The sequence below is a fragment of the Curtobacterium sp. MCLR17_054 genome (genome assembly GCF_003234335.2).
Classification (GTDB): Bacteria; Actinomycetota; Actinomycetes; order Actinomycetales; family Microbacteriaceae; genus Curtobacterium; species Curtobacterium flaccumfaciens.
In genome coordinates this window covers 359,896-386,430 of record NZ_CP126263.1, presented here as the reverse complement: position 1 = coordinate 386,430, position 26,535 = coordinate 359,896, and the positions used below count along the sequence as shown (strand labels likewise).

Below are 26,535 nucleotides of genomic sequence, written 5' to 3'. Positions count from 1 at the left end.
CCAGGTGCGCTGACAGGCGGCCTGGAGGCACGGCGTGCGCCCGGCAGTGGGCGCCACCGTCTCAGGTGGTGACGTCCAGGGCGACGGCGACCAGCGCCTCCAGGACGGTGCGCACCACGGGACGGACGGCACGGTCGGGGCGGACCAGTGCCTCGATGCGGCGTCCGGCACGGACGTCGGCGAGCTCCGCCAGGTGGAAGCGCCCGGCGGCTCGCGTGCCCGACGTGTACCGCGGGACGAGTGCGATGCCGTGGCCGGCCGCCACCAGGTTCTCGATGACCGGCAGGTGGATCGTGCGGAACGCGACACTCGGCGGGGTGTCGGTCGCCGCGGCCATCGCGTGCAGCACCCGGTCGATCGGGTAGCCCTCCGGCACGCCGATCCAGCGTTCCCCGACGACTTCGTCGATGCCCACGCGTGCGCGGCCGGCCAGGGCGTGCCCGGGCGGCAGGGCGACGTCGAGCGGTTCGCGGAGCAGCGGCACGGTGTCGACCGATCCCTGGTCCGCCGGGCGGACGCCGTCCGACCGGTGCCCGACGACCACGTCGTGGTCGGCCGCGAGCGGTGCGAACTCCCCCTCGCTGACGTCCACGTCGACCAGGGTCAGCGCGATGCCGGGGTGTGCCTGCATCCGGGTGAGCACGCCGGGCAGCAGCAGTTCCGCCGCCGACGGGAAGATCGCCAGCGACACCGGTCCGGTCGTGCCGCCGAGGTGCTCCTGCCAGGCGGCGTCCACCTGCGCGATGGCGGTCGCGACCCCGGATGCCAGGCCCGCGAGCACTTCGCCGTGCAGGGTCAGCCGAACCCCGCGCCCGACGCGTTCGACCAGCGGGACCCCGACCTGCCGCTGTAGCGTCTGCAGCTGCTGGGAGACGGCGCTCGGTGTGCGGTGGGTGGCCTCGGCGACGGCTGTGACGCTGCCGCGCTCGGCGAGCTCCCGCAGGACCGCCAGCAGCTGCACGTCGAAGTCGACCATGCAGGGACCCTACATCGTCGTTCGTGAAGGTTTCGATGGACCTACAACGTGCGGGCCGGGACGATGAGGAGCATGACCACCCGAGACCGCCTCCTCGCCGTCGTCGTCGCCGTGGTCTGGGGACTGAACTTCCCCGCGACGGCACTCGCGCTCGAGCACTTCCCGCCGTTCCTGCTCGCAGCGCTGCGGTTCACGATCCTGGCGGTCCCGACGCTGCTGTTCGTGCCGCGGCCGCGGATCCCGTTCGGGCGGCTCCTGCTCGTCGGTCTCGGGCTCGGCGTGCTGCAGTTCTCGTTCCTGTACCTCAGCATGGCGTCCGGCATGCCGTCGGGGCTGGCCTCGCTCGTGCTGCAGGCCTCCGCGCCGTTCACGGTGGTGCTGGCCGGGGTGTTCCTGCGCGAGCGGCTGACCGGCCGGCAGGTCGTCGGGGTCACCGTCGCCGTGGCCGCCCTCGCCGCGATCGCCCTGCACCGTTCCCAGACCGCTGCGCTGCTGCCCGTCGTGCTCGCACTGTGCGGTGCGCTCGGGTGGGCGATCGGCAACGTCGCGACCCGGCGGGCGGGGGCCGCGAACCCGCTGCACCTGACCCTGTGGTGGTCCGTCGTGCCGCCGGTCCCGATGGTCGTGCTGTCGCTCGTGGTCGAGGGCCCGGACCGCATCGGCACCGCTCTCGGTTCGGCGTTCACGGCGGCCGCGCTGCCCGCCGACCTCGGCCTGCTCTACATCGTGGTCGTCGCGACCCTGGTGGGCTACGGCATCTGGTCGCGGCTGCTAGCGGCCTACCCGTCGAGCACGGTCGCGCCGTTCTCGATGCTCGTGCCCGTGGTCGGGGTGCTCGCGTCGTGGGTGGCCTTCGGCGAGGTGCCCGACCTGGTCGAGGTGCTCGCCGGCGCGGTCGTCGTGGCCGCCGTGCTGTGGTCGTCACGTCCGGCGCGCGACCGCGGGCCGCGACCGGCCCCCGTCGACGAGGTCGCACGACGCGCCGCTGCCGTGTCGCCGAGGTCGCACGACGTGCCGCACGGACCGCTCGCGAGCGGCAGTCCGCGCGACCTCGACCCGGCGCTCAGCCCCGGTGCTGGCGACGCTCCGCGATGATCCCGGCGAGCGCCCCGCGCAGGTGCGGGTACCGGAACTCGTAGCCGGCCTGGGTCAACCGGGTCGGCACCACCCACCGGCTCTTCAGCACGAGTTCGGTCTCGGTGCGGATCGCGAACGACCCGAGCTCGAGCATCCACCGCCAGGTCGGCACCCCGAACCGGCGCCCGACGGCGTCGCGGAGGGTCGCCATCACGGTGCGGTTGTCGGACGGGTTCGGGCTCGAGATGTTCACCGGCCCCTCGATCTCCGGGTGGTCGCGGAGGAACCGGATCGACCCGAGGACGTCGGCGATGTGCACCCAGCTGAAGCGCTGCCGACCGTGCGTGGGCTGGTGATGGTGGTAGGTGCCGGCGCGGAGCCGGGAGCGCGTCGGTACCCACGGTCCGTCGTACTGCGGCCCGCCGAGGCCGGCCTGCGCGAGCCGGAGGAGCGGCAGCAGGGCGCTGCCGTCGCCGAACACGATCGCCATCCGCAGCGCCACACGACGGGTGCCGGGCAGGTCGGCGCCGAAGAAGGCGTCCTCCCACGCGCGGGCGACGGAGACCGAGAACCCCTCGCCGATCTCCCCCGTCGCTTCGTCCTGCGGTCGGTCGTCGGCGTGCCGGTAGATCGTCGCGGTCGAGGCGTTCATCCACAGCGGCGTCGGGTGCTCGGACGTGCGGATGGCCTCGGCGAGCTCGAGCGTGGTGTCCACCCGCGAGCGCATGATCTCCGCACGGTTGCGTCGGCCGTAGCGGCAGTTGACGCTCTTGCCCGCCATGTTCACGACCATGGCGGCGCCGTCGACGAGTTCCCGGATGCGCATGGTGTTGCCCCACACGGCGTCGCCGGTCCGGCCGATGGTGACGACCTGGTACCCCTCTTCGGTGAAGGCGTCCCGCAGGTACCGCCCCACGAAGCCGCTCGCTCCCGCGATCACGACCCGGCCCTTCTGGTCGTTCATCTCATCCCCGTTCTGTGTCCGGCGCGATCTCGTACCGGAACGCCCCCTCGTACCGGTACAGCGTGCCGAGCACCGGCGCCGTGAGCACCAGGGACACGCGCTGCAGGTCGGCTTCGTCATCGAATCGTTCTGTGAGCGTCACACGCGGGCTCAGGGCGGCCGGGAGGCGCAGATCGCGTCCCAGCGCACGGAACGTCACGCGCGTGGAGACCAGGCGCAGGGCGCCCGCGTCGGGACCGTCGGCGTCGACCTGCGCCCGGAGCCGGGCGCTGACGCGCCCGTGGCGACCCAGGTGGTCGACCAGGCCGTCGGGTTCGGCGGTGATGGCGTCCACCATCGTGCGGCTCCCGGAGCGGAACCGAAAGGTGCGGTGCGCGCGGACGGCGACCCGGGCCTCCAGGCTGACCCCTGACCCGCGGCGGACGCGAGCCGGCCGGTTCTCGACCGTGAACGGGACGTCCCGCTCCCAGACCGGGAACATGACGGAGTCGCGGGCGAACACCGCGAGCACCGGCCAGAGCCACCGACGTGGGGTGCCGACGACGTCGAAGACGCCCTCGCCGCGGCCGACGTGCCCGGGCGGGACGGGGCCGAAGTACGTGCGGAGCCGCGGGTGCAGCCGGGCCAGCACGTCCGGCGGTGTGGACAGCTCGTAGGGCGACCGGCTCACGGTTCGATCCTGGCATGTCGTCAGTGCGGATCCCTACGATGTCGCACATGGGACACGACCACGGGCACGGCGTCGGGCACGCCTCGGAGCGCGCCCTGCTCATCGCGTTCTGCATCTCGGCGGGCATCCTGCTCGCCGAGGTCGTGGGCGCCGTGGTCACGGGTTCGCTCGCGCTGCTCGTCGATGCCGGGCACATGGTCGTCGACACCGGCGGACTCGGCATCGGGCTCGTCGCGACGCGGCTCGCCCGCCGGTCCCCGACCGCGCAGCGCACCTGGGGCTTCCAGCGGGCCGAGGTCCTCGGGGCCACCGCACAGGCCGCGATCCTGCTCGCCGTCGGGGTCTACGTGATCATCTCGGCGGTCCAACGGCTGTTCGTGCCGGAGGAGATCCACTCCGGGCCGCTGCTCGTCTTCGGCATCGTCGGACTCGTCGGCAACCTGGTGGCCTACGCGGTGCTGCTGCGAGCCTCGGGCGAGGGGTTCACCTCGCGCGCCGCCCGGCTCGAGGTCCTCAACGACACCCTCGGCTCGGTTGCCGTCATCATCGCCGCGGTCGTGCTCATGCTGACCGGGTGGGAGCGGGCGGACTCCGTCGCCGCGATCCTGATCGGCCTGCTCATCCTGCCGCGGGCGATCCGGCTGCTGCGCGAGACCGCGAACGTGCTGCTCGAGTCGACGCCGCCGGGGCTCGACCTCGACGATGTGCGTGGCCACATCCTCGAGCTCGACCACGTCATCGCGGTGCACGACCTGCACGCGACGCTCGTGGCGACCGGGGTGCCGAACCTGACCGCGCACGTGGTCGTCGACGACCACTGCTTCTCGACGGCGCACGCCCCGGCGATCCTCGACGAGCTGCAGCGCTGCGTGGCGGAGCACTTCGACGTGCCGGTGGAGCACTCGACGTTCCAGTTGGAGCCGGTGTCGCACCGGCGGCACGAGTACGAGGTGCACGCGTAGGGGTCCGCGCTCGGGCGTGTGGGCGTCGGTCGGGGTCGCTCCGGCTTCGCGACGATCCACCAGGTGATCGACCCGTGGTCTGTCGCAGAACGGGTGTCCGCGGGTGCCCGCGTCAGCAGTCGTCGGTGCGCGTGGGGTACGCCGTGATCACCCGGTCGGTGGTGGCCGAGACGATCACCTTGACCCAGGGCTCGTCGTCGGGGCGTGAACCGTCGTCGAACCGGACGGGTGCGGCGTAGCAGACCTTGCCGTCGCCGGCGTCGAGCGGGAACCCGGAGCGCGGGTCCTCGAGCGCCGTCTGCACCGCGGTGAGCATGGCGTCGTCCCAGTCGCGCGAGCCGTGCCCGGTGACGACGTCCTGCCAGTCGGCGGTGTGCCGCACCCGGATGTGCTCGTACCCCTGGGCAGCGGTGCCGCACTGCAGGGTGACGCGGCCCAGGGCCTCGGTCTCGTACTGCGCAACGGCCGCCTGGGTCGTGGTGTCGCACCGGCCGAGCGCGGTGCTGCCGGGCATGTCCGGCCCGGTGCGGGTGATCGTGACGGTGCCGTCACCGGCGGCGGTCGGCGCGTCGCTCGGCGTCCGTGAGGCCGAGCCGGCACCGATGGTGGGGTCGTCCGCGCCCTGCCGTGCCGTCAGGAACAACCCGCCGGCGAGGAGACCGGCGGCCACCACGGCCGCGACGCCGGTGATCACGGGACGGTTGCGGTTCCGGGGCACGCGCCCAGTATGCCGGGAGTTCGACCGCACGACGGAACCAGGCTCCGGACACGGCACCGCGCGATCGCGTGGTGCAGTGTCCGGAACCTGGTTCCGGGCGGACGGGAGGCCCGCCATACGTCAGGCGCGCGCGGCCAGCCGGGTGCCGGCGACGACGGCCAGGACGGCGACGAGCACCACGTACCCGATCAGGACGGGGAGCGTCGGGATCACCAGCAGCGCCGCCCCGACGGCCACGACCGGCACGGTGAGCCCGGCGTAGGCGATGAGGAACGTGGCGGCGAGCACGCCGCCCCGGCGCTCCGGGCCGACCAGTGCTGCGGCGCTGCCGATCGCGGCGCGGAACAGCAGGCCGACGCCGGCTCCCGCGACGACTCCGCCGCCGATGAACCCGGCGACCTGCAGCAGGACCGCGGCGACGGCGAGGACGACCAGGCCGACGACCAGGAGCAGCATGCCGAGCCGGATCTGCGCACGCTGCGACAGTCGGGCGAAGACGATCTGCGACAGCGCGCTCGCGGCGAAGACCCCGAAGGTCGTGGCGCCGGCGGCCAGGCGGTCGGTGACGTGGAACGTGGTGCCGAGGAAGCTCGGCGCGACCGAGGTGAAGAGGCCCTGCACGGCGAGCGCGGCGAACGCGGCTGCGCCGGCGGCCCAGAACGCGGCACCCTGCCCCTCGGGAGCCTGCATGCGCTGCGGGCGGTAGGCCACGGGCTGCTCGGGACGGTCGACCGTCTCCGGTGCAGCCAGCACGAGCACGAACGCGACGGCCAGCGCGATCACGAACACCACGTACGGGACCATGAGCGGCTGCCCGACGAACTCGGCGAGCGCTCCGCCGACCAGGGCACCGAGGGACAGGCCACCGAGGTTCACGGCTCCGGCGGCGACGCTCGCGCCCTTCGCGGAGTCGCTCGACCCGGTGGCACGGACCCGGAGCTCACCGAGGTGTGCCGTCGCGGTCGCCGTCAGCGTCCCGACGCCGAGGCCGGTCACGAGCCGGGCGACGATGAGGCCGGTGACGTCGTTCCAGAGCAGGAACAGCACGGCGGCGACGAGTTCGAGGGCGATCGACACCAGGATGAGCGGGCGCCGCCCGTGCACGTCGCTGAGGTGTCCCGCCAGGTACAGCGACCCGACGACCCCGACCCCGTACGCCGCGAAGATCACCGTCGTGGTGAAGGTCGGGAAGCCGTCGCGGGCCTGGTAGATGACGTAGAGGGGCGCGGGGACGGTCGCGAAGGCCATCACCGCGAGGAACGCGAAGGCGACGACCCAGAAGCCGAAACCGTGGCGCCGACGGGTGTGGACACGGCGTCCGCGCGGGGCGACGACACGGTCGCTCGCGGATGCGGGAGCGGCGGTGGTGGCGGGGACGGTGCCCGTCGGGGTGTCGGTGACGGTTGACATGCTCCGATGATCGCGCTCGCGGTGCATCGAGTCCAACGGATGCGCTTGATGTGCACGATCGATCTGTTCGATACTCGGACGATGGAGACCCGACTGCTCGACCAGTTCGTCACCGTCGCCGCCGAGGGCAGCGTCACCCGGGCCGCGGAACGGCTCTGGGCCGCGCAGTCCACGGTGTCCGCGGGCATCGCCTCGCTCGAGCGCAGCTTCGGGGTGCGGCTCTTCGATCGCACCGGCCGACAGCTCGTCCTGACCCCCGCCGGCGAGGACCTGCTCCCCCACGCCCGCGCGGTCCTCGAGTCCCTCGACCGGATGCGCGACCTGGCCACCGCCGACGACGCCGACCTGCGGGGCCGGGTGCGGCTCGGCATCTTCACGAGCATGGACATCGTCGACCTGACGGGCGTGCTGCAGCGGTTCCGACGACAGCACCCGCTCGTCGCCGTGGAGCTGATGACGTCGCCGTCGGGGACGACCGGCCTCGTGCAGGACCTCGTCGCCGGGCGGCTCGACATCGCCTACACGGGCCTGCCCACCGTGCCCGCCGGCGTCGTCGTGGAGCCGCTGCGGGAGATGCCGTTCCGGGTGTTCACCGCGGCGGACCACCCGCTCGCCGGCCGGTCGTCGGTGTCGCTCGCCGAACTCGCCGACGAGCCCTTCGTCGACACGGCGCACGGGTTCGGCAACCGGATCATCCTCGACGGGGCACTCGAGCGGCTCGGGATCCGTCGGCGCATCGTCGCGGAGATGAACGACATGCCCGCCGTGATCCGGTTCGCCTCGGCCGGGCTCGGCGTCGGGGTCGTGCCGGACTCGGGGGTGCGGTACGACGGGGCGGTGCTCGACCTGGAGGACGAGGTCGACCCGCTCCGCATCGGCCTGGCGGTCCGGACGTCCCCGGAGCCGAGCCGTGCGGTCCGGACGCTGGCGCGTGACATCGTGGCGGCGCGGCTCGGGTGACCCTGAGCGCGCTCGCTGTGCTTCGTGAGCAGGAACGGTCGCGTCACGGTGCGCGAGGCGACCGTTCCTGCTCACGATCTGGCCACCGACGGACTGGAGGCACGGGTCGGGTCCGCCTCGTGCCTCCGGGCCGTCAGTCCCCCCAGATCTCCCCGACGACGGCGTCCAGCAGCCCGTTCGTCGGGAAGTTCGCCTGCCGGATCACGATGAAGGTGTCGTCGCGCAGGAAGAAGGTGGAGACCTGGTCCACCGGGGCAGCCTCGGCCGGGACGGACGACTGGCACACCCGCCCGCCGTCGCGGTCCTCGCACTCCAGCGGACTGGTGGCGAGCACGTCCGCGGCCCCGGGCCCGGCCGTCCCCACGGTCATGGTGAGCCCACTGACGTCGGCTCGGGGATCTGCCCACGTGCAGATGATCTTCGACTCGCCGTTCGCCCAGGTGACGTCCTCACCATCGCCGCCGGCCGTCCCGTCCTTCGCCTTCGAGATCTCGGTCAGCGGAGTCTCCCCGAAGAGCCGGGTGTAGTCCTCTGCCGGGACCATGTCGCGGCACGTCGCCGGGATCGTCGCCGCGGCGGCGGTCGGTGTCGACGTCGGGGTGGGCTTCGGGACCGGGGCCCCCGTGATCGGGGCGGAGCTCGGCGTCGTGGAGGACGGCGCGGGCTCGGGCTGCTGGGTCTGGGTGGGAGCGGCGACCGGGTCGGCGTTCTGCTGCGACAGGGTCAGGGCGACCGCACCGGTCGCGGTGCCGACGGCGAGCAGCGCGACGACACCGATGACGATCCCGGACCGGCCCCGACGACGCTTCGGGAGCGGGGTGGCACGTTCGAGGACGTTCTGCTTCATCGAGACGAGCATGCGCTGCAGGTCGTCTCCCTGCGGAGGCTCAGTGTTCATCGTGCATCACCACCTTCTTGAGTCGTCGACGGTTGCGGGACACCCGCTGGGTGACCGCGCCGACCGTGAGTCCGAGGAGTTCGGCGGCCTCGGCGTACGAGTGCCCCTCGAGGAGGCAGAGCTCGCAGATGCGGCGGTCGAGGTCCGGGAGCGCGGCGATCTCGGCACGGACCCAGCGCAGGGTCTCGCGGGCCTCGTCGTGGTCGGCGGGCGAGGCGAGGTGCTCCGGGAGCTCGTCCGTGCGGCGCCGGGCCTGCTTGCGGCCGGTGTTGAAGGCGTGGTTGCGGCACACGACGAGCAGCCACGGCAGCACCGTGTCCGCCGGCAGCTCGAGGGTCGCGGCGCGCTGCCAGAGCGTCAGGAACGTGTCCTGCACGATCTCCTCGACGTCGGACCGGTCGTCGACGAGCGCCCACGCGTAGCGGGTGAGGGTGGGGGCGTACCGGTCGAACGCCCGGGCGAGCGCGCCGGTGTCTCCCTGTGCCATCGCACGGACGAGTCCTTCGTCCGTGTCGGTGCCGGTCGTCACGTCCACATCCCACCTCCTTCACTCAGAGGTGTCGGCAGGACCCGCGATCCTGACAGGACCGTGGCGGATTCGTGATCTCGGGCGTGTCCGCCCGGAGCCGTCAGCTGTCAGCTGTCAGACATCAGCGGTCAGTGGAAGTCGTCGCCGTCGCCCTCGCCCGGCGTCTTGTGCCCGCCGAGCATGTCGTTGTCGTCCTGCTCGCTCGACGAGGCGAGCTGCAGCATCGCGAGCACGACGACGACCACGATGAACGCGACGCCGAGGAAGATCACGGCCAGCTGCAGTTCCCGCGTCGAGAACAGCACGACGAGCCCGGTGAACACCGCGATGATCGCGGAGATCCCGAGGAGCTCGACCGGGCGCAGACGGTCACGACGGCTGGGGGTGGTCATGCGTGTGGTGCTCCGTCCGGGGCGACGGCCGGCGTGGCCGTGCCCCACTTGTGCGAGAGGCCGGCGATCACGTGGAAGACGGCCGTGATGGCGAGGTACGCGCCGAGCAGGCCGACGAGCACGATCGAGGCGTCGAGGGTGCCGGTGACCTGCTCCACGCCACCGAGCTGCTGGGAGTAGTCCGGCGGCGTGACGAGGAAGGCGACCGCGAGCAGCAGCGTGAGGCCGCCGATCGTGGTCCAGTCGCGAGCGAAGGGCGAGCGTCGACGGGCACGGAGCCCCTGCGAAAGCTCGAGGGCCCCGGTCAGCACCGCGAACGCGACGATGACCGTGATGAAGGCCGGCAGCCCGAACCCGTTGCACGCGAACGCGGCGACGGCGGCGAGCAGGGTGATGACGGCCTGCAGCAGGGTCGTGCGACGCGATCGACCGTCGAGGGGCAGTCGGGAGATCCCGGCGAACAGGAGCACGAGGCCCTCGACCAGGGCGAAGCCGCCGAACAGCAGGAGACCGTAGCCCGCGGCGTGGTTGGTCGAGAAGGTGATCACCATCGCGACGACCGCTGCGGGGATCGCCCGGAGGATCGGGATCGGCCAGTACCGCGCGCGCTGGGTCGCGTCTTCCACGGTGGTGGCGTCGTCCACGGTGTCGGACACGAGACCTCTTTCGGGCATGCGGATCGTGGATCCGATCCTACCGCCGGTGGGGTGGACGCCCGACCGGAGCGGACTCGACCCCCTGTGGACGTCCACACCCGTGCACCGGGACGACACCGCCTCCGGGTGCCGTCCCGGCGGTGTCAGGGCTGCTGCGGGTCGTCGGACGGCGCGTTCCGGCGAGCACGACGTCGGGCGAGCCACCAGCACACGGATCCGGCGGCGGCGGCCAGGGCGGCGAGCGCCGCGGCGAGGCCGAGCCCTTCGGCGCCGGTGTAGGCGAGGGCTCCGACGGGGGCAGCCGCCCGACGGTCGGCTGCGGGGTCACCGGCTCCGCCGCCGTCGTCGACACCGGCGCCGTCACCGTCGTCACCACCGGAACCGTCACCACCGGCGTCCCCGTCGTCCGGAGCAGGCCCGGTCGTCGGCGCGGGGCTCGGCGCGGGCCCCTCGTCGTCCGGGCCCACGACGATCGCGACGCCGGTGGACGGGTCGCCGCCGTCCGCGTCGGTCGGCGAGGTCGCCGTCGCCACGTTCACCACGTCGGAGCCGTCCCCCTGGTACGCGGGGTCGAGCTCGGCGCGGATCCGGAAGTCCAGGGTCTCGCCCACCTCGAGCGACACGTCGGAGCTGCAGGTCACCCGCTGCCCCTCGGCCGTGCAACCGTCCTCGGAGCCCACGAACCGCATGGCCTGGGGCAGGTCGTCGACCGCCCCGACCTGCTGCGCCACCGACGGCCCCCGGTTCCGGGCCGTCACGAGGTACTCGACCTCGTCACCGGGCCGGACGGTCGACGGCGACACCGATTTGTCCGTCTCGACGTCGGCGGCGATCACGGGGGCAGTGACCGTAGTGGTCGCCCGCGAGGCGTTGTCGGCCTCGTTCGTGTCGGACAACGAGGTCGGCGGGGCGATGGTCGCAACGCTCTCCAGCGCTCCGGACGTGCCCTCGGCCACCCGGCCCTCGATCGTGACGACGGCGGAACCCCCTCGGGGCAACGACAGGTCGGTCGCGACGTCACCGGTGCCCGACCCGGTCGCACAGGCGGAGCCGTCCGCGGCCGTGCAGGTCCAGGTGACGTCCTCGACGCCGTCGGGCACGTCGACCTGGAGCGGACTCGGGTCGGCGGCGTTCGGGCCGGGGTTCCGCGCCGTCACGGTGTAGCGGAGCGGTTCGCCCGCCGTCGCGGTCGCGGGCAGGTCGTGCTCGACGGACAGGTCCGCCGGCTTCCAGACCCGGAGCGCGTCGACCTCGTGCTTGTCGACGTGACTGCCGGTGGCCCCGGCGAACCCGAGGCGCAGCGTGCTCGGCAGCGCGGCCTGCCCGTCGCCGTGCAGCGGGACCGAGTCGAGCACGGTGCGCATGGTCGAGCCGACCTGCAGCCGGACGGAGACCGCGAGCCCGCCGTCGTCGTCGGGCAGCAGGGTGATCCGGACCGTCCGGGGCGTCGAACCGGCCGTCACGGTGCCACCAGGTGCCGCGGCACCGGCGACGTACCGGTAGCCCTCGGTCCCGTTGCCGGAGCCCCGGACCACCACGTGGTCGGGCTGTGCTCCGGGGCCGGACCCGTTGATGCGTGACGAGAAGTTGCCGTAGTGGTCGATCGCGACGGCCGCGAAGCCACCGGGGACGCCCGGCAGGTCGCACTCCCGGCCACCGCCCTCGGTCGCTTCCTTGCGGCATGCGTACCCGAGACCGGCGCCGAAGGACCCGACGCCCTGCGCGGAGGCCCCGTCGGCCAGGTACAGCAGCAGGCCGTCGGCGCCGGGGTCGTCCTTCTCGGTGTGCATCGCGTACGTGAACTCGATCTCGAGCCCGGTGTCGGACGGGAACGTGTCGTTCGTCGACCACGCCCCCGCCTGGTTCCGGATGTCGTCGGTGAGCCGCAGTCGGCCGCCGGACACCGCGGCGTCACCGTGCAGGGCACCGCCGGACGCACTGGAGAACTGGTTGACGTACGGGAAGTCGAGGGCGGCCGCACTCGACCCGGACGGCAGGACCGCGGGTGCCGCGAGCACGCCGATCGCGGTCAGGGTGGCGCACGCCGCAGCGAGACGGCGGACGACCCGCGAGCGGAACGACCGCCGGTCGAGGGAAGGCGCTGGGGCAGGAGCTGGAGCTGGAGCTGATGCAGTGGGATCTGTCATGCCCCGATGCTCGCGACCGGGACGTCACCCCCGGGCGGCGGGGAGACGATCTGTGGAACGCCCCCACGGGCCTCCCGGCTGTGGAGGAAGAACGACGCGAGCGGACCGCTCAGGCCAGCCACACCGTCGTCTCACCCGGCAGCAGCCCCGGTGCGACCCCGTCGAGCGGCCCGGACGCGACGACGACGGTCCCGGCCGGCAGGGGCACCGGCGCGGTGCCGAAGTTCGTGACCGACCGCCAGCCGTCGTGCCGCGCGAACGCCACGACCTCGGAGCCGGACTCCAGCCACGTCAGCGCCTCCCCCTGCTGCAGGCGACGCCGTGCGGCCAGTGCCCGGCGGTACAGCGACAGGGTCGACTCGGGATCGCCGTCCTCGGCCTCGACCGAGGACTCCCCGAAGTCCTGCGGCTGCGGCAGGTGCGGTGCGACGTCCCCGAAGCCGAACGACGGTCCGGAGCGCGTCCACGGGATCGGTACCCGGCAGCCGTCCCGGCCCTTGACGGTGTGCCCGGTGCGGAGCCACTTCGGGTCCTGCAGCAGGTCGCGCGGGATCGCGGCGGCCTCGTGCAACCCGAGCTCCTCGCCCTGGTAGACGTACGACGACCCGGGCAGCGCCAGCATCAGCATCGTCGCCGCTCGGGCCCGACGGAGCCCCCGTGCACGGTCGAGCTCCGGCGTCGTGCCGTCCGTCATGAGCCAGGCGTCGGTGTCGGTGCCGTCCGGCAGGCCGTAACGGGTGGGGTGCCGCACGACGTCGTGGTTCGAGAGCACCCAGGTGCTCGAGGCACCGGACTGCTCCGAGGCGGCCAGGTTCCGCTCGATGATCCGACGGAACACATCGGGCTCGAACGGAGCCTCGAGCAGGTCGAAGTTGAAGGCCTGCCCGAGCTCCGTCGGCCGGGCGTACAGGACGCGGCGGGGTGCCGGGGCCCAGGCCTCGGCGACCGCGGCACGGGGCGGGTCGTACTCGTCGAGCACCCGGCGCCAGGTGGCGAAGATCTCGTGCACCTCGTCGCGGTCGTACAGCGGGTCGGAGCCGTCGAGCGGCAGGTCCTGCTCGTTCGACGGCCGGTACGGGGTCGACAGGTCCTTCGCCAGACCGTGCGCGACGTCCACGCGGAACCCGTCGACACCGCGGTCGGACCAGAAGCGCAGCGTGTCCTCGAAGTCGGCGTGGACCTCGGGGTTCGACCAGTCCAGGTCGGGCTGCTCGGGGGCGAACAGGTGCAGGTACCACTGCCCGTCGGGCACTCGGGTCCACGCGCTGCCACCGAAGTTCGACACCCAGTCGCTCGGCGGCAGTTCCCCGGAGGCGCCCGAGCCCTCACGGAACACGTACCGCGCCCGCTCGGCCGACCCCGGCGCGGACGCCAACGCGGCCCGGAACCACTCGTGCTGGTCCGAGGTGTGGTTCGGCACGATGTCGACGATGACCTTGAGGTCGTGCTCGTGGGCGGCCCTGACCAGGGCGTCCAGGTCGTCGAGGGACCCGAGCTTCGGGTCGACGGCGCGGTAGTCGGCGACGTCGTAACCACCGTCGGCGAGCGGCGACGGGAAGAACGGGGAGAGCCACAGGGCATCGACGCCCAGCGACGCCAGGTACGGCACCCGGCTCGTGATGCCCGCGACGTCACCGAGCCCGTCGCCGTCCGTGTCGGCGAAGCTGCGTGGGTAGACCTGGTAGACGACGGCGTCGCGCCACCAGGTCGGGTCGGTGGTTCGTGGCGTGCTGGCCGGGGTCCGAAGCGTGGTCACGTCGCCACCGTACCCAGGGTGCTGGGAATAGCGCCCCCTACGATCGCATTGGTTGTCGCTGACACCTTTCCGTCCAGCAACAGCATCCCGCAACAGAAGGAGCTCCATGACGAACGTCCTCGTCCTCGTCGGCAGCCTGCGCGCCGACTCCATCAACCGCAAGCTCGCCGAGGCCGCCGCGCACCACGCGCCGGAGGGCATCGAGCTGCACACCTTCGACGGCATCGTCGACCTGCCGTTCTACAACGAGGACATCGACGGCGACACCCCGCCCGCCGCTGCCGTCGCCTTCCGCGACGCCGTCGCCACCGCGGACGCCGTCCTGCTGATCACCCCCGAGTACAACGGCACCATCCCCGCCGTCCTGAAGAACGCGCTCGACTGGGGTTCGCGTCCGTTCGGTGCCTCGCCGCTGTCCGGCAAGCCCCTCGCCGTGATCGGCTCGGCGTTCGGCCAGTACGGCGGCGTCTGGGCCCACGACGACGCCCGCAAGGCCGCCGGCATCGCCGGCGCGAAGGTCCTGGAGGACGTCAAGGTCGCCATCCCGCAGTCGGTCGTCCGCTTCGCGGAGACCCACCCGCGTGAGGACGCCGAGGTCACGACGCTCGTGCAGGGCGCGCTCACCGCGCTCGCCGAGGCCGCAGCCGGCACGGACGAGCAGGCAGCCGCGTAACGCGACGAACCATCGGACAGGAGGCCCGTGGCGACCCCGCCACGGGCCTCCTGTCCGTCCGGTGCGGACGCATCGGACGCATCGGACGCCGCAGAACCCGGGAGTTCACTAGACGGCCGAGATACGAGACGGGTTACCCTGAACGCCATGTCGACGCAGGAGATCACCGAGGCGTCCGGGTACTGGTTCCCGGACGACGACGCGACCCAACGCGGGGTCGCGGTGCTGAACGCCCTGCGCCGGTACCGATCCGCCGAGACGGCCATGCGCCGCCGGACCCGTGACTCGATGGGCATGGGCGAGACCGACCTGCTCGCCGTGCGCTTCCTGCTGCAGGCGCAGCGCTCCGGCACCGCCGTGAGCCCGAAGGACCTCGCCGCGTACCTCAAGATCTCGTCGGCCTCGACGACCATCCTCATCGACCGCCTGGTCAAGTCGAACCACGTCCGCCGCGACCCGCACCCCACCGACCGCCGGGCCCTCGTCATCACGCCGACGACCGAGACCGACGACGAGGTCCGCGCCACGCTCGGCGTGATGCACCGCCGGATGATGTCGATCGCCGAGGGGCTCCCCGCGTCCGAGGCGCGGATCGTCGCCGGGTTCCTGGAGCAGATGCGCGACGCAGTCGACCAGGTCGACCCCGCGCCGTCGCACTGAGCAGCCCTGCACCGGACGACCTCGGGGGACGCTGCCTCCGAGCGCACTGAGAGCGTGCACTGCGGCACCGCGTAGACCGGAACGGTCACACCGACGCGAAAGGAGCCACAACCATGCACGCTTCGGACAAGATGGCCAAGAACCTCCAGGCGGTCCTCGTGGACCTCATCGACCTGCACCTGCAGGGCAAGCAGGCCCACTGGAACATCCTGGGCACCAACTTCCGCGACCTCCACCTGCAGCTCGACGAGATCGTCGACGCAGCTCGTGAGTTCGCCGACGACACCGCCGAGCGCATGCGTGCGCTGTACCTCGTGCCGGACGGCCGCTCGGCGACCGTCTCCGCGGGCAGCCACCTCGACGCGTTCCCCTCGGGCGAGATCACCACGCACGACGCCATCGACCAGGTCACGCTCCGGCTGTACCAGGCGACCGGCACCATGCGCGATGTCCACGACGAGGTCGACGACGAGGACCCGACGACCGCGGACCTGCTCCACGGCTTCATCGAGCGCCTCGAGCAGCTCGCGTGGATGGTCTCCGCCGAGAACCGCGCGCCCAGCACCCCGCTGGCCTCCGCGACCACGCCTGCCGTCGCCGACGCGTCGGCACACGCGTAGGGGCCCGGGTGGACCTCGGTATCCAGGGCAAGACCGCACTCGTCTTCGGCGGCGACTCCGGCATCGGCTGGAACACGGCGCGCATCCTCCTGGCAGAGGGTGCGACCGTGGTCGTCACCGACATCGACCAGAGCCGTCTGGACACCAGTGCGGACCAGCTCGAGGCGCCGCTCGGCAAGCTGCACGCCTTCGCCGCCGACGTCCGGAGCGCCGAGAGCCTCGCCTCCCTGCACGACAAGGTGCGTGAAGCGGTCGGCGAGATCGACATCCTGGTGCAGTCCTCGGGCGTCACCGGCGCCCAGGGCATGTTCCACGAGATCGACGAGGCCGGCTGGGTGGAGACGATCGACATCGACCTGATGGGGCCGGTGCGGATCACCCGCGAGTTCATCGGCGACCTGCGCCAGGGCGGCTGGGGACGCATCGTCTGCCTGGTGTCCGAGGACGCCTCGCAGCCGTACGACGACGAGCTGCCCTACTGCGCCGCCAAGGCCGGGGTGCTCTCGTTCGCCAAGGGCCTGTCGCGCTCCTACGCCTCCGAGGGGCTGCTGGTGAACACGGTCTCCCCCGCGTTCATCCACACGCCGATGACGGACGCGATGATGGACAAGCGGGCCAAGCAGCGCGGGACCTCGTTCGACGAGGCCATCGGCAGCTTCCTCGAAGAGGAGCGGCCGTACATGGAGCTCAAGCGCCGCGGCGAGCCGGAAGAGGTCGCGAACGTGGTGGCCTTCCTGTGCTCGGACCTGGCCAGCTTCGTGAACGGCGCCAACTACCGGGTCGACTCCGGCTCGGTCGCCACGATCTGATCGTGGCACCACAGCACCGCCAGGAGGCGTCATGACCGACTTCCGCTACCTCATCGTCGGCGGCGGGATGGTCGCCGACGCTGCTGCCCGTGGCATCCGCGAGCTCGACACCGACGGGTCGATCGGCATCCTCAGCGAGGACGTCGACCGGCCCTACGCCCGGCCCGCGCTCTCGAAGAAGCTCTGGACCGACCCGGACTTCAGCTGGGACGACAAGGTCGACCTGCACACCGAGGAGACCGGGGCGCAGTTCGTCCTGGGCACCGCGGTCACCGCGATCGACCGTGCCGCGAAGACCGTCACGACGGCCGACGGCGCGACGCACGGCTACGAGCGGCTCCTGCTCGCGACCGGCGGGAAGCCCCGGGGGCTGCCGGGGCTGTCCCCGTCGGCACGCGTGCTCGACTACCGCAGCGCGTCGGACTACCGCCGGCTGCGCGAACTCGCGGACGCCGGAGCGCACGTCGCCGTCGTGGGCGGCGGGTACATCGGCCAGGAGATCACGGCGGGGATCGTGCAGAACGGTGCACGCGTCACGCTGGTCGACCCGGACGAGGTCGTCGGCGGACGGATGTTCCCGGACGACCTGGCTCGGGCGTTCCAGCAGCGCTTCGTCGACCACGGCGTCGAGCTCCGCACCGGTCGTCGGGTGTCCGAGGGCACCGAGACGGCCGACGGCGTGCGACTGACGCTCGACGACGGGTCCGTGGTCGAGGCCGACGCGGTCGTCGCCGGACTCGGCATCGAACCCGCCACGCAGCTCGCCGCCGACGCCGGACTCACCGTCCGCGACGGCATCGTGGTGACCTCGACGCTGCTCACCGACGACGACTCGGTGTTCGCCGCCGGTGACGTCGCCGAGTACCCGGACCGGATCCTCGGCACCCGCCGGGTGGAGCACGTCGACAACGCCCAGCAGCAGGGTCGTCAGGCAGGCCGCAACCTCGCGGACGCCGACGAGACCTACGACCACACGCCGATGTTCTACTCCGACGTCTTCGACATGGGGTACGAGGCCGTCGGACAGGTCAGCTCGAAGCTCCGCACGGTCGAGGACTGGCAGGACCCCACCGTCACCGGCGTCGTCTACTACCTGGACGACGACGACACGGTCCGGGGCGTGCTGCTCTGGAACGTGTGGGACAAGACCGACGAGGCCCGCAAGGTCCTCGCCGAGGCGAACGCGCTGACGCCCGACATGCTGCCGGGCCGCATCACGCCCTGACCGCTCGCCCGTCGCGGTGGTCGCGACTGCCTGGAGGCCCGGTGCCCGTCCGTCGTACCGGCACCGGGCCTCCAGGCGGTCGCCCGCAGATCGCGACGCCCGCTGCTTCGACGGTGCTGGCTACTTCGACTCCGGCGCGACCTCGTCGACGACCGCCCGGCGATCCGCCGGGTCGACCGGCAGGTCGTCGCCGTCCGCCATCGCGACGGCGTGTGCGGACTTGGCCGCCTCGAGCGTCTCGTCGTCGTTCCGGGCCATCCCGAACAGCTCGATGAACCGCGACTTGACCAGCAACCAGGCGTCCCCCGGGCTGAGCCGCGCCAGGTCCGACGACGTCGAGTCGTCGCGCACCCGCTGCAGCGACGACACGCCCCGGTCGGGGATCCGGTGGTCGACGTGCGCCACCGCGAGCCGTGCGACCGCGTCGGCCTGTGCGTGCATGACCGAGTGTGCGCCGTCGACGACCTCGCGGAGGACCGCGTACGGGAACACCCGCGCCAGCCGACGGACCCAGTCCCGCGGCACCATCGCGTCGTGTTCACCGCGGACGATCAGGGTGCGGGCCTGCACGTGGGCGGCGCGCTCCTCGATCGGGAACGCGATCATCCGCGGCAGGACCTTCCGGAACCAGTGCCAGCCGCACAGTGCGTACGCCGTGATGCCGTGCCAGCGGACCGCGGCGGGCTCGTGCAGCGTCGACCGCAGGAACCGGAACGCCGACTGCCGCACCGTCCGTGCCGACGAGTCGACCACCGGGCTGATGAGCACGAGGTCGGAGATCCCCGGACGGCGGGCGGCGACCTCGGTGACGACCTGGGTGCCCATCGAGTGCCCGACCAGGACCGGGTCCTGGAGCCCGAGGTCGTCGATGACCCGCTCGACCGCGTCGGCGTAGCGCTCGATCGAGACCTTGCCGCGGAACCGCGGGACTCCGGCGAAGCCCGGCAGGTCGAGCGCGTGCACCGGCCCGTTCTCGTTGAGGTGCGGGGCGAGCCGCTCGTAGTAGGTCGAGGCGATGCCGAGCCCCGCGACGAGCAGGAAGGCCCGCTCGCCCGGCTCACCGATCGAGCTCACCCGGACGTAGGTGCCGTCGACCGCGACCCGGTCCACCTGCACCGTGACGTCAGCGTCCTCGGCCTGGGCGAGCTCGCCGGCCGGGTCCGGCCGCGGTGCCTGGCGTTCGTCGTCCACGTGGGTCTCCTCCGGTCGGGCGGTCGCCCAGGATACCCGGCCGCCGTCCGCGCGGGCGGCGACGACGTGCTCAGCCGCTGAAGGTGTTCGCGGGGAACCCGTGGACCGTCGTCCGCACCGCGAAGACCGCGCCGGACCGGGGCGCCTGCTCCAGGTCCTGCTCGGTGAGGTTCTCGCGGGCCGTCCCGACGAAGAGCGTCGACATGTCCGGGCCGCCGAACGCCACCGACGTCGGGTTGGCGACGGGGAGCTCCACCGTCTCCAGGTGCGAGCCGTCCGGCCCGTAGCGCTCGACGCGGGACCCGCCGTAGATCGCGCTCCAGAAGCAGCCCTCGTCGTCGCGGACCAGGCCGTCGTGCGCCTGACCGACGATGAACGGCTCGAGTTCGCCGAGCTCGCCGTCCGGGCCGTACGACCCCCGGAAGACGGTCGAGGCGCTGGTGTCGGTGACGTACATCGTGCTGCCGTCCTCCGACCACTCCATGCCGTTCGTCACGCCGAAGCCGCCGCGGAGCACCCGGGTCGTGCCGTCGGCCTCGATCGAGTAGAGCGCTGCGTCGGGCTCGCCGGTCGTCACGTTCATGCTGCCGACCAGGAACCGGCCGAACGGGTCGCACTTGCCCTCGTTGAACCGGTTGCCCGAGGTGCTGTGGGTGACGCGGGCGATCTCGCGCTCCACGGCGCCCTGCTCGTCCATCACCACGACGGTGTCGCCAAGGGCCGCGACGAACCCGCCGGCGGCCCGGGGCTGGAAGCTCGCCAACGGGGGCGGCAGCGGCACGCTCGAGCGCACGGTGCCGTCGGCCTCGGCGGTGTTGAGGGTGCCGAGGGTGATGTCGGCCCACCGGAGCAGCTGTGCGGACGGGTCCCACACGATGCTCTCGGCGAGGACCGCTCGGGCGTCGGCGAAGACGGTCGCGGGGCCGGTCGTGACGTTGGTGCTCATCGACCCCGTCTACCGCGGGGGTGGTCCGTGCCCGTTCAGGCGTGCGCGCGTCGGTGGGTAGCGCGGCGGCGCCGGCGGGTCAGAGGCGGGCGAACCGCGCGCGGAAGAAGCTGTAGACGCCGAAGGCCAGGAACCCGATGCCGATCGCGACGAGGACGAACACCCCACCGGGCATGCTCCGCACCGCGTCGAACGCGGCGTCGAGGCCGGTGGCCTGGTCGGGGTCGCTCTGCAGCCCCGCGACGGCGATGAGCACGCCCACGATGACCACGGCGACGCCCTTGCCGACGTACCCGACGACGCCGAGCACGGTGACCACGCGGTCGAGCTGACCCGACGGTCGCGTGATCTGCTTCCGGAACGACCGGCGGCAGCCGATCACCACGAGCCCGATGCCGACCGCGACCGCGATCGCCCCGGCCAGGACCAGCACGAACACCCCGCCCGGTGTCGCCAGGGTCTTCGCCGCGGCACTCTGCGACGAACTGCTCGAGCTCGAGCCGGCGCCGAGCGCGTACGAGGCCGCCGAGTACGCGATCACGCCGTAGACCACGGCCTTCGCGACGTCCTTCAGCCGGGCGAGCCAGCCCCGGGTGGTGTCGGAACGGCCGCCGACGATCGCCTCGACGACCAGGCGCACGGTGAGTGCGGCCGTGCCGACGGCGATCAGCCAGAGCAGGAACACCCCGCCGGGGACCGCGGCGATCTGCTGCAGCGCACCGGACTGGTCCGTCTCGCCGCCCGAGGACGCGTTGCCGATCCCGAGCAGGATCGCCAGGTACCCGATCAGCAGGTGGACGATGCCGCTGCCGACGAACCCGGCGCGTGCCGTGACCTCGAACCAGCGGCTGTCGGCCGCCCGCCGGACCTGTCGTCCGGTTTCCTTCGCTGCGTGTTCCGCCGTGTCGCTCATCACGGCCCAGCGTGCCCGACGCGTGCCGTCCTGTCCGGGGCGCGCCGGGCCGTGCGGTCCGCCACGTGGCGGACGGGAGGCCCGTGGCGGTGCCGCCACGGGCCTCCCGTCCGTCGGTGGGCGCGTCTCAGTCGCCCTTCACGTTGACGACCTGCCGCAGGGTGTGCCGGATCGACACGAGGTCCTCGGCGTCCGCCATGACCTGGTCGATCGGCTTGTAGGCGGCCGGGATCTCGTCGAGGAACGCGTCGGTGTCGCGGTACTCGATGCCGGCCATCGCCTCGCGCAGCTGCTCGTGGGTGAAGGTCCGCCGGGCAGCGCTCCGCGAGAACAGCCGGCCGGCACCGTGCGGGGACGACTCGAGCGAGGGCTTGTTGCCGAGTCCCTCGACCACGTACGACGCGGTGCCCATCGACCCGGGGATCAGGCCGGGCTGACCGGCCTTCGCCTGGATCGCACCCTTGCGTGAGACCCACACGGACTTGCCCCAGTGCGTCTCACGCTGCGTGAAGTTGTGGTGGCAGTTGATCCGCTCGCGCTCGTCGACGGGCGTGCCGACGGCCTCGGACAGCTGCCGCACGACGCGGTCCATCATCTCCTCGCGGTTGAGCAGCGCGAAGTGCTGGGCCCACCGGAGCTCGGCGATGTACCGGTCGAACTCCGGCGTGCCCTCGACCAGGTAGGCCAGGTCGGGGTCCGCCAGCTGGATCCACCAGCGCTCCATGGCCTTCTTGGCGACCTTGATGTGCCGCTGCGCGATCTTGTTGCCGACGCCCCGCGACCCGGAGTGCAGGAAGAGCCAGACCCGGTCCTGCTCGTCGAGGGAGACCTCGATGAAGTGGTTGCCGGACCCGAGCGTGCCGAGCTGGTTCCGCCACCCGCCGTGCACGCCGTCGGGGTCGAACCCGGCGGTCTCGGCCATCGCCTCGAGCTCGGCGATCCGGGGAGCGGCGGTCGCCACGATCTTCCGGTTCGACGCACCGGCCGACAGCGGGATCGCGCGCTCGATCTGCTCGCGCAGCCCCTGCAGGTCGGCGGGCAGGTCGGTGGCGGTGAACTGCGTGCGGACCGCGATCATGCCACAGCCGATGTCGACGCCGACGGCCGCCGGCATGATCGCGCCGAGGGTCGGGATGACGGACCCGACGGTGGCCCCGAGGCCGAGGTGTGCGTCGGGCATGAGGGCCAGGTGCGGGAACACGAACGGCATGCGCGCGGTCGTGCGGGCCTGCTGCTCGGTGTTGTCCTCGAGCATCGAGGCCCAGCTGAGCAATCGGTCGTTGATCTTCTTCATGGAGTCGTCTCGCTTTCGTGACGGTCGAGGTGACGGTCCGAGACGGTCGTACGCCGGGCCTCCTGGTCGTCGCCGGACGTGGCGGACGGAAGGAAGCGGTGCTGACGAACGCCCCGGGCCGGGTGGGCACGGGGCGTCGTTGGACGTCGCGTGCCTACGCGGGATAGCGGAGGGACCACTGCTGCTCGGGCAGCACGGCGGCCGCGGCGAGCTGGAGCTCGACGCGTTCCTCGTTGTGCTGCACGGCGCGCATGCGCGGTCCTTCCGGTGTGCCCGGGGCGGGCGGTCTGCCGATCGGCAGGAGGACGACGCTAGTGCGACACGCCCGGGATGCGCAAGTCACGTGGGCGTGTCGGCTGGGCGCCGGGGGTTGGCCGGCGGCTGTCCTGGGGTGCTCCGGCGGTTCGCCGGTGGTTCTCTACAGGCGGGAGGCCCGGCGTGCGTTCTCCACGAGGGGTACGTCCGCCTGATGGTCGCCACCGGGGCCGGGGCAGGCTGGACGCATGACCGAGCGCACGCGAGACACCCCCGACGCGACCGAGAACGAGGAACGGACGAACGGGTACGTCCCGCTCCGTTCGTACGGCGCGATCGGCGACGGGCGGACGGTCGCCCTCATCGCGCTCGACGGTCGGATCGACTGGCTGCCGATCCCGTCGATGGACTCGCCGCCGGTGTTCGCGAGCATCGTCGACGCCGAGCACGGCGGACACGTCGCCCTGCGGCCCGTGGACGACCGGGCGCAGGTGTCCCGCGCCTACCTGCCGGGGACGAACGTGCTCGTGACGACGTGGACGACCCCGTCCGGCACCGCCACCGTGACCGACGCCATGGTCACCGGTGTGGCCGGACGCCTGCCGTGGGCCGAGATCGGCCGCTGCGTGCAGGGGGTCGAAGGGTCGGTCGAGATGGAGTGGGCGGTCGTGCCCGGCACGATCCTGAACACGGCGGAACCGCGCCGACTCGACACCGCGAACGGCACGGTGATCGGCATCGACGGCGTGACCATCGCGATCGTCGAGCAGGGCTTCGAACCGGTGCACGACGACGGCCCCCGGTTCTCCGGGCGGTTCTCGACCACCGAGGGGTCGAAGTCGATCCTGACCATCGTCGGCACGTACGACGAGCCGATCTTCCTGCCCGAGCCGGAGCGCACGCTCGAGGGGGTCGACCGCACGATCGAGAACTGGTCGACCTGGTCGAAGGAGTTCAGCTACGACGGCCCCTGGTCGGACGCCGTCCAGCGCAGCGCCCTCGCCCTGAAGCTCCTGATCTTCGCCCCCACCGGCGCCATCGCCGCTGCCCCGACGACGAGCCTGCCCGAGGACCGCACCGGCGGGAAGAACTGGGACTACCGGTTCGCCTGGGTGCGCGACCTGGCGTACACGGTGCACGCGCTCACCCGCTTCGGTCTGCGCGAGGAGACGCACGCCGCCGTGTCGTGGGTGATGCGCACGATCGCCGAGCACGACGAGACGATGCCGATCTTCTACGGACTCGACGGGTCGAAGAGCGACACCGTCGAGGAGCGCGACGTCCCGGGCTGGAACGGCATCGGGCCGGTCACGATCGGCAACCGCGCGGGTGACCAGCTGCAGCTCGGGGTCTGGGGCGACGTGTTCGAGATCATGCGCCAGTACGTCCGGGCCGGCAACGTGCTCGACCGCAAGACGGCCTCGGTGCTGCAGGACCTGGCCGACGACGCGTGCCACCGTTGGCCGGAAGCCGACTCGGGCATGTGGGAGCTGCAGGAGGCGCAGCACTACACGACGAGCAAGATCGGCTGCTGGCAGGCGCTCGACGCCGCAGTCGAGCTGCACGACGCGGGGATGATCGACGGCCCGCGCGAGAAGTGGATCGAGAACCGCGAGCTCATCGAGGACTGGGTCGCCGAGAACGGGTGGAACGAGGAACTCGGCCACTACGTCATGTACCCGGGCACCGACGCGCTCGACTGCTCGATCCTGCTGCACGCGATGTCGGCGTTCGACCGCGGACCGCGCATGGAGTCCACGATCCGGGCGATCGAGGAGCAGCTGCAGCACGGCCCGCTCGTGTACCGGTACTCCGGCATCCAGGACGAGGAATCGCCGTTCGTGGCGTGCTCGTTCTGGCTCGCTGCGGCCCTGGCCTGCGTCGGACGGGTCGACGACGCGAAGCAGCTGATGGACGACATGGTCGCTCAGGCGAACGACGTCGGCCTGTTCAGCGAGATGCTCAGTGCCGTCGACGGGGACTTCATGGGCAACATCCCCCAGGGTCTGTCGCACCTGGCCCTCATCCAGGCCGCGCTGACCATCGAAGAAGTCTCAGAGAAGTCCTGACCGGGCTGGACGAACCGTCGGGGGCGCGGGGCATCATGGTCTGACGATGAACGACGTCGATGCACGGATGGACCGGCTCCGCAGAGCCGCGCGCTACCGCTACCAGCAGCTCGTCGACCAGGAGATCGAGCGGGGGTCGCTCGACCCCGACGAGGTGCGATCGGAACGTGAGGAACGTCGGCTGCTCAAGGCCGCCGACGTCGCCGCGCACGCCCGGGCCCAGATCGCGGAGGCCGAGCGCCGCGGGGTCTTCGAGGGCAACCCGTACCACGGGAAGCCACTGCCGGGACTCGACGGGCAGCACGACCCGGACTGGTGGATCAAGTCGAAGATCGAGCGTGAGGACATCCGGGGCATCGCTCCGCCGGCCCTGGCGCTGCGGACCGAGGACGCCGAACTCGACGACGCACTCGACGCGCTGTCGCTGGAGTCCGACGTGCGGGACGTCCTGGTGGACTTCAACGCGCGGGTGAAAGAGGCACGGCGGCAGCTGCTCGGCGGGCCGCCGGTGGTGACGCCGATGCGCGACGTCGAGGCCGAGGTGCTCGCCTGGCGGGAGCGCCGCGAGGTGCGCATGGCTTCGGCCGCGCGGGCTGCGGAGCAGGCACGGCTCGAGGCGAAGCCGCGGCGGTGGTGGCGGCGCCGCTGAGCGGTGGCGCGGTGCGGCGCGGGGGCGGGCGGTCCGGTCCGGGCGCGATTTCGCGCTGAGCGACAGACCACGCGGACGTGAGCACGTGAGGTGTCGCCCAGCCCGTGACGACGGAGGCCGCCGGCCCGGCGTACCCACATGACGGACGGGAGGCCCGTGCCAGCTGGCACTGGGCCTCCCGTCCGTCTGTGCGCCCGTTCTTTCCCATCGCGCGCGCGTTGGTTCGCAAGAACGGGCGTCCCTGGTCGAAAGAACTCGCCAGGTATGCCCGGTTCCGCCAGGTACGCCCGGTACCGCTCGACGCACGAGCCGCGACGCAAGTCGGCGCGGACCGCGCTGCTGCGTGGTCCGGGCCGATTGTGGTGGTGCGGGGTGTTACTTGATCTGTGCGGTGATGGTGGCGGTGCCGACGAGGAGGCCGCGCTTGACGGCGTCGGTGCCGAAGGTCTTGTTCAGCAGGCCGGCGGCGTCTTCGGAGATGTGGACGGTGGTGCCGGTGAGGATGGCGTTGTCGCCCTCGAGCTGGAGGGGCTTGAGGGAGCCGCCGTGCAGCTCGAACAGGAACGCGTTGGCCGCGGCGACCTTGCCGTTGACGAGGACGTCGCCGTAGAGCTTGGACGAGCCCGGGTTCACGACGAAGTTCTCCAGCGTGACGGTGGTGTCGCCGGCCTTCAGGGTCAGACCCGAGTCGTCGTGGTTCAGCAGGCCCTGCACGTACGGGCGGTAGTTGCCATCGGGCGACCAGTAGGTGACCGACCCGGCGGTGATCGGGAACGACACCGACCCGTCAGCCAGGGTTGCGTCACCCGAGACGCCGGGGGTGAGCTTCAGGGCGGTGAGGGCGTCGGTGAAGCCGGAGTCGAGCTTCACGGCGGTGGAGCCACCGAGGACCTCGGGGACCGAGGCGACGGGTGCGGGGATCTTCGACTCGGACGACGAGGACACCGTGTGCACGTTCGGGGTCGCGGCCTGGGCGGAGGAGATCCCGAACGCGGCACCGCCGAGGACGAGGGCGCCGGTCGTGGCGAGGGTGATGGAGGTCTTGAGGCTCTTACGCATCGTGATCAGTCCTTTGCTCTGGAGGCGCTCCGGCCGGTGGCCGAATGTGCACTGTGC

At 72.1% G+C, this 26,535-nt stretch carries 26 protein-coding genes; 10 read left to right on the top strand and 16 right to left on the bottom strand.

The features are described 5' to 3' along the window. Positions 1-61: 61 nt before the first annotated feature. Complete coding sequence (locus DEJ08_RS01920; protein ID WP_111053916.1) at positions 62-976, bottom strand: LysR family transcriptional regulator; 915 nt, start codon at positions 974-976, stop codon at positions 62-64. A 72-nt stretch (positions 977-1,048) separates the two neighbouring features. On the opposite strand from DEJ08_RS01920, the gene DEJ08_RS01915 reads away from it, so the two are divergent. Continuing rightward, positions 1,049-2,071, top strand: coding sequence for an EamA family transporter (locus DEJ08_RS01915; RefSeq protein ID WP_258366993.1), 1,023 nt, complete (start codon positions 1,049-1,051; stop codon positions 2,069-2,071). Here the strand turns inward: DEJ08_RS01915 and DEJ08_RS01910 are convergent. Both DEJ08_RS01910 and DEJ08_RS01905 read right to left on the bottom strand, forming a co-directional pair. After that, complete coding sequence (locus DEJ08_RS01910; RefSeq protein ID WP_111053917.1) at positions 2,040-3,017, bottom strand: epimerase; 978 nt, start codon at positions 3,015-3,017, stop codon at positions 2,040-2,042. The genes DEJ08_RS01915 and DEJ08_RS01910 overlap by 32 nt on opposite strands. 1 nt (position 3,018) lies before the next feature. Next, positions 3,019-3,687, bottom strand: a complete 669-nt coding sequence (locus DEJ08_RS01905) for a DUF4166 domain-containing protein (protein ID WP_111053918.1) — start codon at positions 3,685-3,687, stop codon at positions 3,019-3,021. A gap of 47 nt (positions 3,688-3,734) precedes the next feature. Between DEJ08_RS01905 and DEJ08_RS01900 the strand changes: the two genes are divergently transcribed. Then, positions 3,735-4,649 carry a cation diffusion facilitator family transporter gene (locus DEJ08_RS01900; protein WP_111030904.1) on the top strand — a complete coding sequence of 305 codons (915 nt, stop codon included), beginning with the start codon at positions 3,735-3,737 and terminating at the stop codon, positions 4,647-4,649. 112 nt (positions 4,650-4,761) lie between these two features. Here DEJ08_RS01900 and DEJ08_RS01895 read toward each other — a convergent pair whose 3' ends face one another. Both DEJ08_RS01895 and DEJ08_RS01890 read right to left on the bottom strand, forming a co-directional pair. Further along, the gene (locus tag DEJ08_RS01895; protein WP_111053919.1) at positions 4,762-5,367 is read right to left on the bottom strand and encodes a hypothetical protein; all 606 of its coding nucleotides are present in this window, start codon (positions 5,365-5,367) and stop codon (positions 4,762-4,764) included. A gap of 120 nt (positions 5,368-5,487) precedes the next feature. Beyond that, complete coding sequence (locus DEJ08_RS01890) at positions 5,488-6,777, bottom strand: MFS transporter (protein WP_111046244.1); 1,290 nt, start codon at positions 6,775-6,777, stop codon at positions 5,488-5,490. Between the two features lie 48 nt (positions 6,778-6,825). On the opposite strand from DEJ08_RS01890, the gene DEJ08_RS01885 reads away from it, so the two are divergent. Then, entirely contained in the window at positions 6,826-7,737 is a 912-nt protein-coding gene (locus tag DEJ08_RS01885) for a LysR family transcriptional regulator (RefSeq protein ID WP_181438927.1), read from the top strand. Positions 7,738-7,870: 133 nt separating this feature from the next. On the opposite strand, the gene DEJ08_RS01880 is transcribed toward DEJ08_RS01885, so the two are convergent. From DEJ08_RS01880 to DEJ08_RS01855, 6 genes are all read right to left on the bottom strand, one after another. Then, positions 7,871-8,635 carry a hypothetical protein gene (locus DEJ08_RS01880; protein WP_146245113.1) on the bottom strand — a complete coding sequence of 255 codons (765 nt, stop codon included), beginning with the start codon at positions 8,633-8,635 and terminating at the stop codon, positions 7,871-7,873. After that, entirely contained in the window at positions 8,625-9,164 is a 540-nt protein-coding gene (locus DEJ08_RS01875) for an RNA polymerase sigma factor (RefSeq protein WP_111053937.1), read from the bottom strand. The genes DEJ08_RS01880 and DEJ08_RS01875 overlap by 11 nt, the downstream gene beginning before the upstream one ends. Before the next feature lie 128 nt (positions 9,165-9,292). Continuing rightward, a complete protein-coding gene (locus DEJ08_RS01870) occupies positions 9,293-9,556 on the bottom strand; it encodes a hypothetical protein (RefSeq protein WP_071404886.1) in 264 nt (87 codons plus the stop codon). Further along, positions 9,553-10,212 carry a DUF308 domain-containing protein gene (locus tag DEJ08_RS01865; RefSeq protein ID WP_258366994.1) on the bottom strand — a complete coding sequence of 220 codons (660 nt, stop codon included), beginning with the start codon at positions 10,210-10,212 and terminating at the stop codon, positions 9,553-9,555. The genes DEJ08_RS01870 and DEJ08_RS01865 overlap by 4 nt, the downstream gene beginning before the upstream one ends. Before the next feature lie 143 nt (positions 10,213-10,355). Next, a complete protein-coding gene (locus DEJ08_RS01860) occupies positions 10,356-12,359 on the bottom strand; it encodes a lectin-like domain-containing protein (RefSeq protein ID WP_111053922.1) in 2,004 nt (667 codons plus the stop codon). A 109-nt stretch (positions 12,360-12,468) separates the two neighbouring features. Beyond that, the gene (locus DEJ08_RS01855; protein WP_111053923.1) at positions 12,469-14,115 is read right to left on the bottom strand and encodes a glycoside hydrolase family 13 protein; all 1,647 of its coding nucleotides are present in this window, start codon (positions 14,113-14,115) and stop codon (positions 12,469-12,471) included. 106 nt (positions 14,116-14,221) lie between these two features. Here DEJ08_RS01855 and DEJ08_RS01850 point away from each other — a divergent pair, with 106 nt between their 5' ends. The 5 genes from DEJ08_RS01850 (at position 14,222) to DEJ08_RS01830 (ending at position 18,102) form a co-directional block, all read left to right on the top strand. Next, positions 14,222-14,788 (top strand): NADPH-dependent FMN reductase, encoded by a 567-nt coding sequence (locus tag DEJ08_RS01850; protein WP_027464982.1) that lies wholly within the window; start codon positions 14,222-14,224, stop codon positions 14,786-14,788. A 147-nt stretch (positions 14,789-14,935) separates the two neighbouring features. Beyond that, positions 14,936-15,448 (top strand): MarR family winged helix-turn-helix transcriptional regulator, encoded by a 513-nt coding sequence (locus DEJ08_RS01845; RefSeq protein WP_111024711.1) that lies wholly within the window; start codon positions 14,936-14,938, stop codon positions 15,446-15,448. Positions 15,449-15,561: 113 nt separating this feature from the next. Further along, positions 15,562-16,068, top strand: coding sequence for a Dps family protein (locus DEJ08_RS01840; RefSeq protein ID WP_071404882.1), 507 nt, complete (start codon positions 15,562-15,564; stop codon positions 16,066-16,068). A gap of 8 nt (positions 16,069-16,076) precedes the next feature. Then, a complete protein-coding gene (locus DEJ08_RS01835; protein ID WP_111053924.1) occupies positions 16,077-16,877 on the top strand; it encodes an SDR family NAD(P)-dependent oxidoreductase in 801 nt (266 codons plus the stop codon). A 31-nt stretch (positions 16,878-16,908) separates the two neighbouring features. Next, positions 16,909-18,102: an NAD(P)/FAD-dependent oxidoreductase gene (locus tag DEJ08_RS01830; RefSeq protein WP_111024713.1), complete on the top strand. Its 1,194-nt coding sequence runs from the start codon at positions 16,909-16,911 to the stop codon at positions 18,100-18,102. 120 nt (positions 18,103-18,222) lie between these two features. On the opposite strand, the gene DEJ08_RS01825 is transcribed toward DEJ08_RS01830, so the two are convergent. The 4 genes from DEJ08_RS01825 to DEJ08_RS01810 form a co-directional block, all read right to left on the bottom strand. Then, positions 18,223-19,293 carry an alpha/beta fold hydrolase gene (locus DEJ08_RS01825; protein WP_111039756.1) on the bottom strand — a complete coding sequence of 357 codons (1,071 nt, stop codon included), beginning with the start codon at positions 19,291-19,293 and terminating at the stop codon, positions 18,223-18,225. 70 nt (positions 19,294-19,363) lie between these two features. Next, positions 19,364-20,239 (bottom strand): SMP-30/gluconolactonase/LRE family protein, encoded by an 876-nt coding sequence (locus tag DEJ08_RS01820; RefSeq protein ID WP_111053925.1) that lies wholly within the window; start codon positions 20,237-20,239, stop codon positions 19,364-19,366. A 79-nt stretch (positions 20,240-20,318) separates the two neighbouring features. Then, entirely contained in the window at positions 20,319-21,152 is an 834-nt protein-coding gene (locus tag DEJ08_RS01815) for a DUF1206 domain-containing protein (protein WP_111039758.1), read from the bottom strand. Positions 21,153-21,279: 127 nt separating this feature from the next. Further along, a complete protein-coding gene (locus DEJ08_RS01810; RefSeq protein WP_071404876.1) occupies positions 21,280-22,446 on the bottom strand; it encodes an RtcB family protein in 1,167 nt (388 codons plus the stop codon). A gap of 503 nt (positions 22,447-22,949) precedes the next feature. On the opposite strand from DEJ08_RS01810, the gene DEJ08_RS01805 reads away from it, so the two are divergent. Together DEJ08_RS01805 and DEJ08_RS01800 are read left to right on the top strand one after the other, a co-directional pair. After that, on the top strand, positions 22,950-24,770 hold the full coding sequence (locus DEJ08_RS01805) for a glycoside hydrolase family 15 protein (RefSeq protein ID WP_111053926.1): 1,821 nt from the start codon (positions 22,950-22,952) through the stop codon (positions 24,768-24,770). Between the two features lie 46 nt (positions 24,771-24,816). Then, positions 24,817-25,419, top strand: coding sequence for a DnaJ family domain-containing protein (locus DEJ08_RS01800; protein WP_110864991.1), 603 nt, complete (start codon positions 24,817-24,819; stop codon positions 25,417-25,419). Between the two features lie 375 nt (positions 25,420-25,794). On the opposite strand, the gene DEJ08_RS01795 is transcribed toward DEJ08_RS01800, so the two are convergent. Beyond that, entirely contained in the window at positions 25,795-26,478 is a 684-nt protein-coding gene (locus tag DEJ08_RS01795) for a hypothetical protein (protein ID WP_110865654.1), read from the bottom strand. Positions 26,479-26,535: the final 57 nt, after the last annotated feature.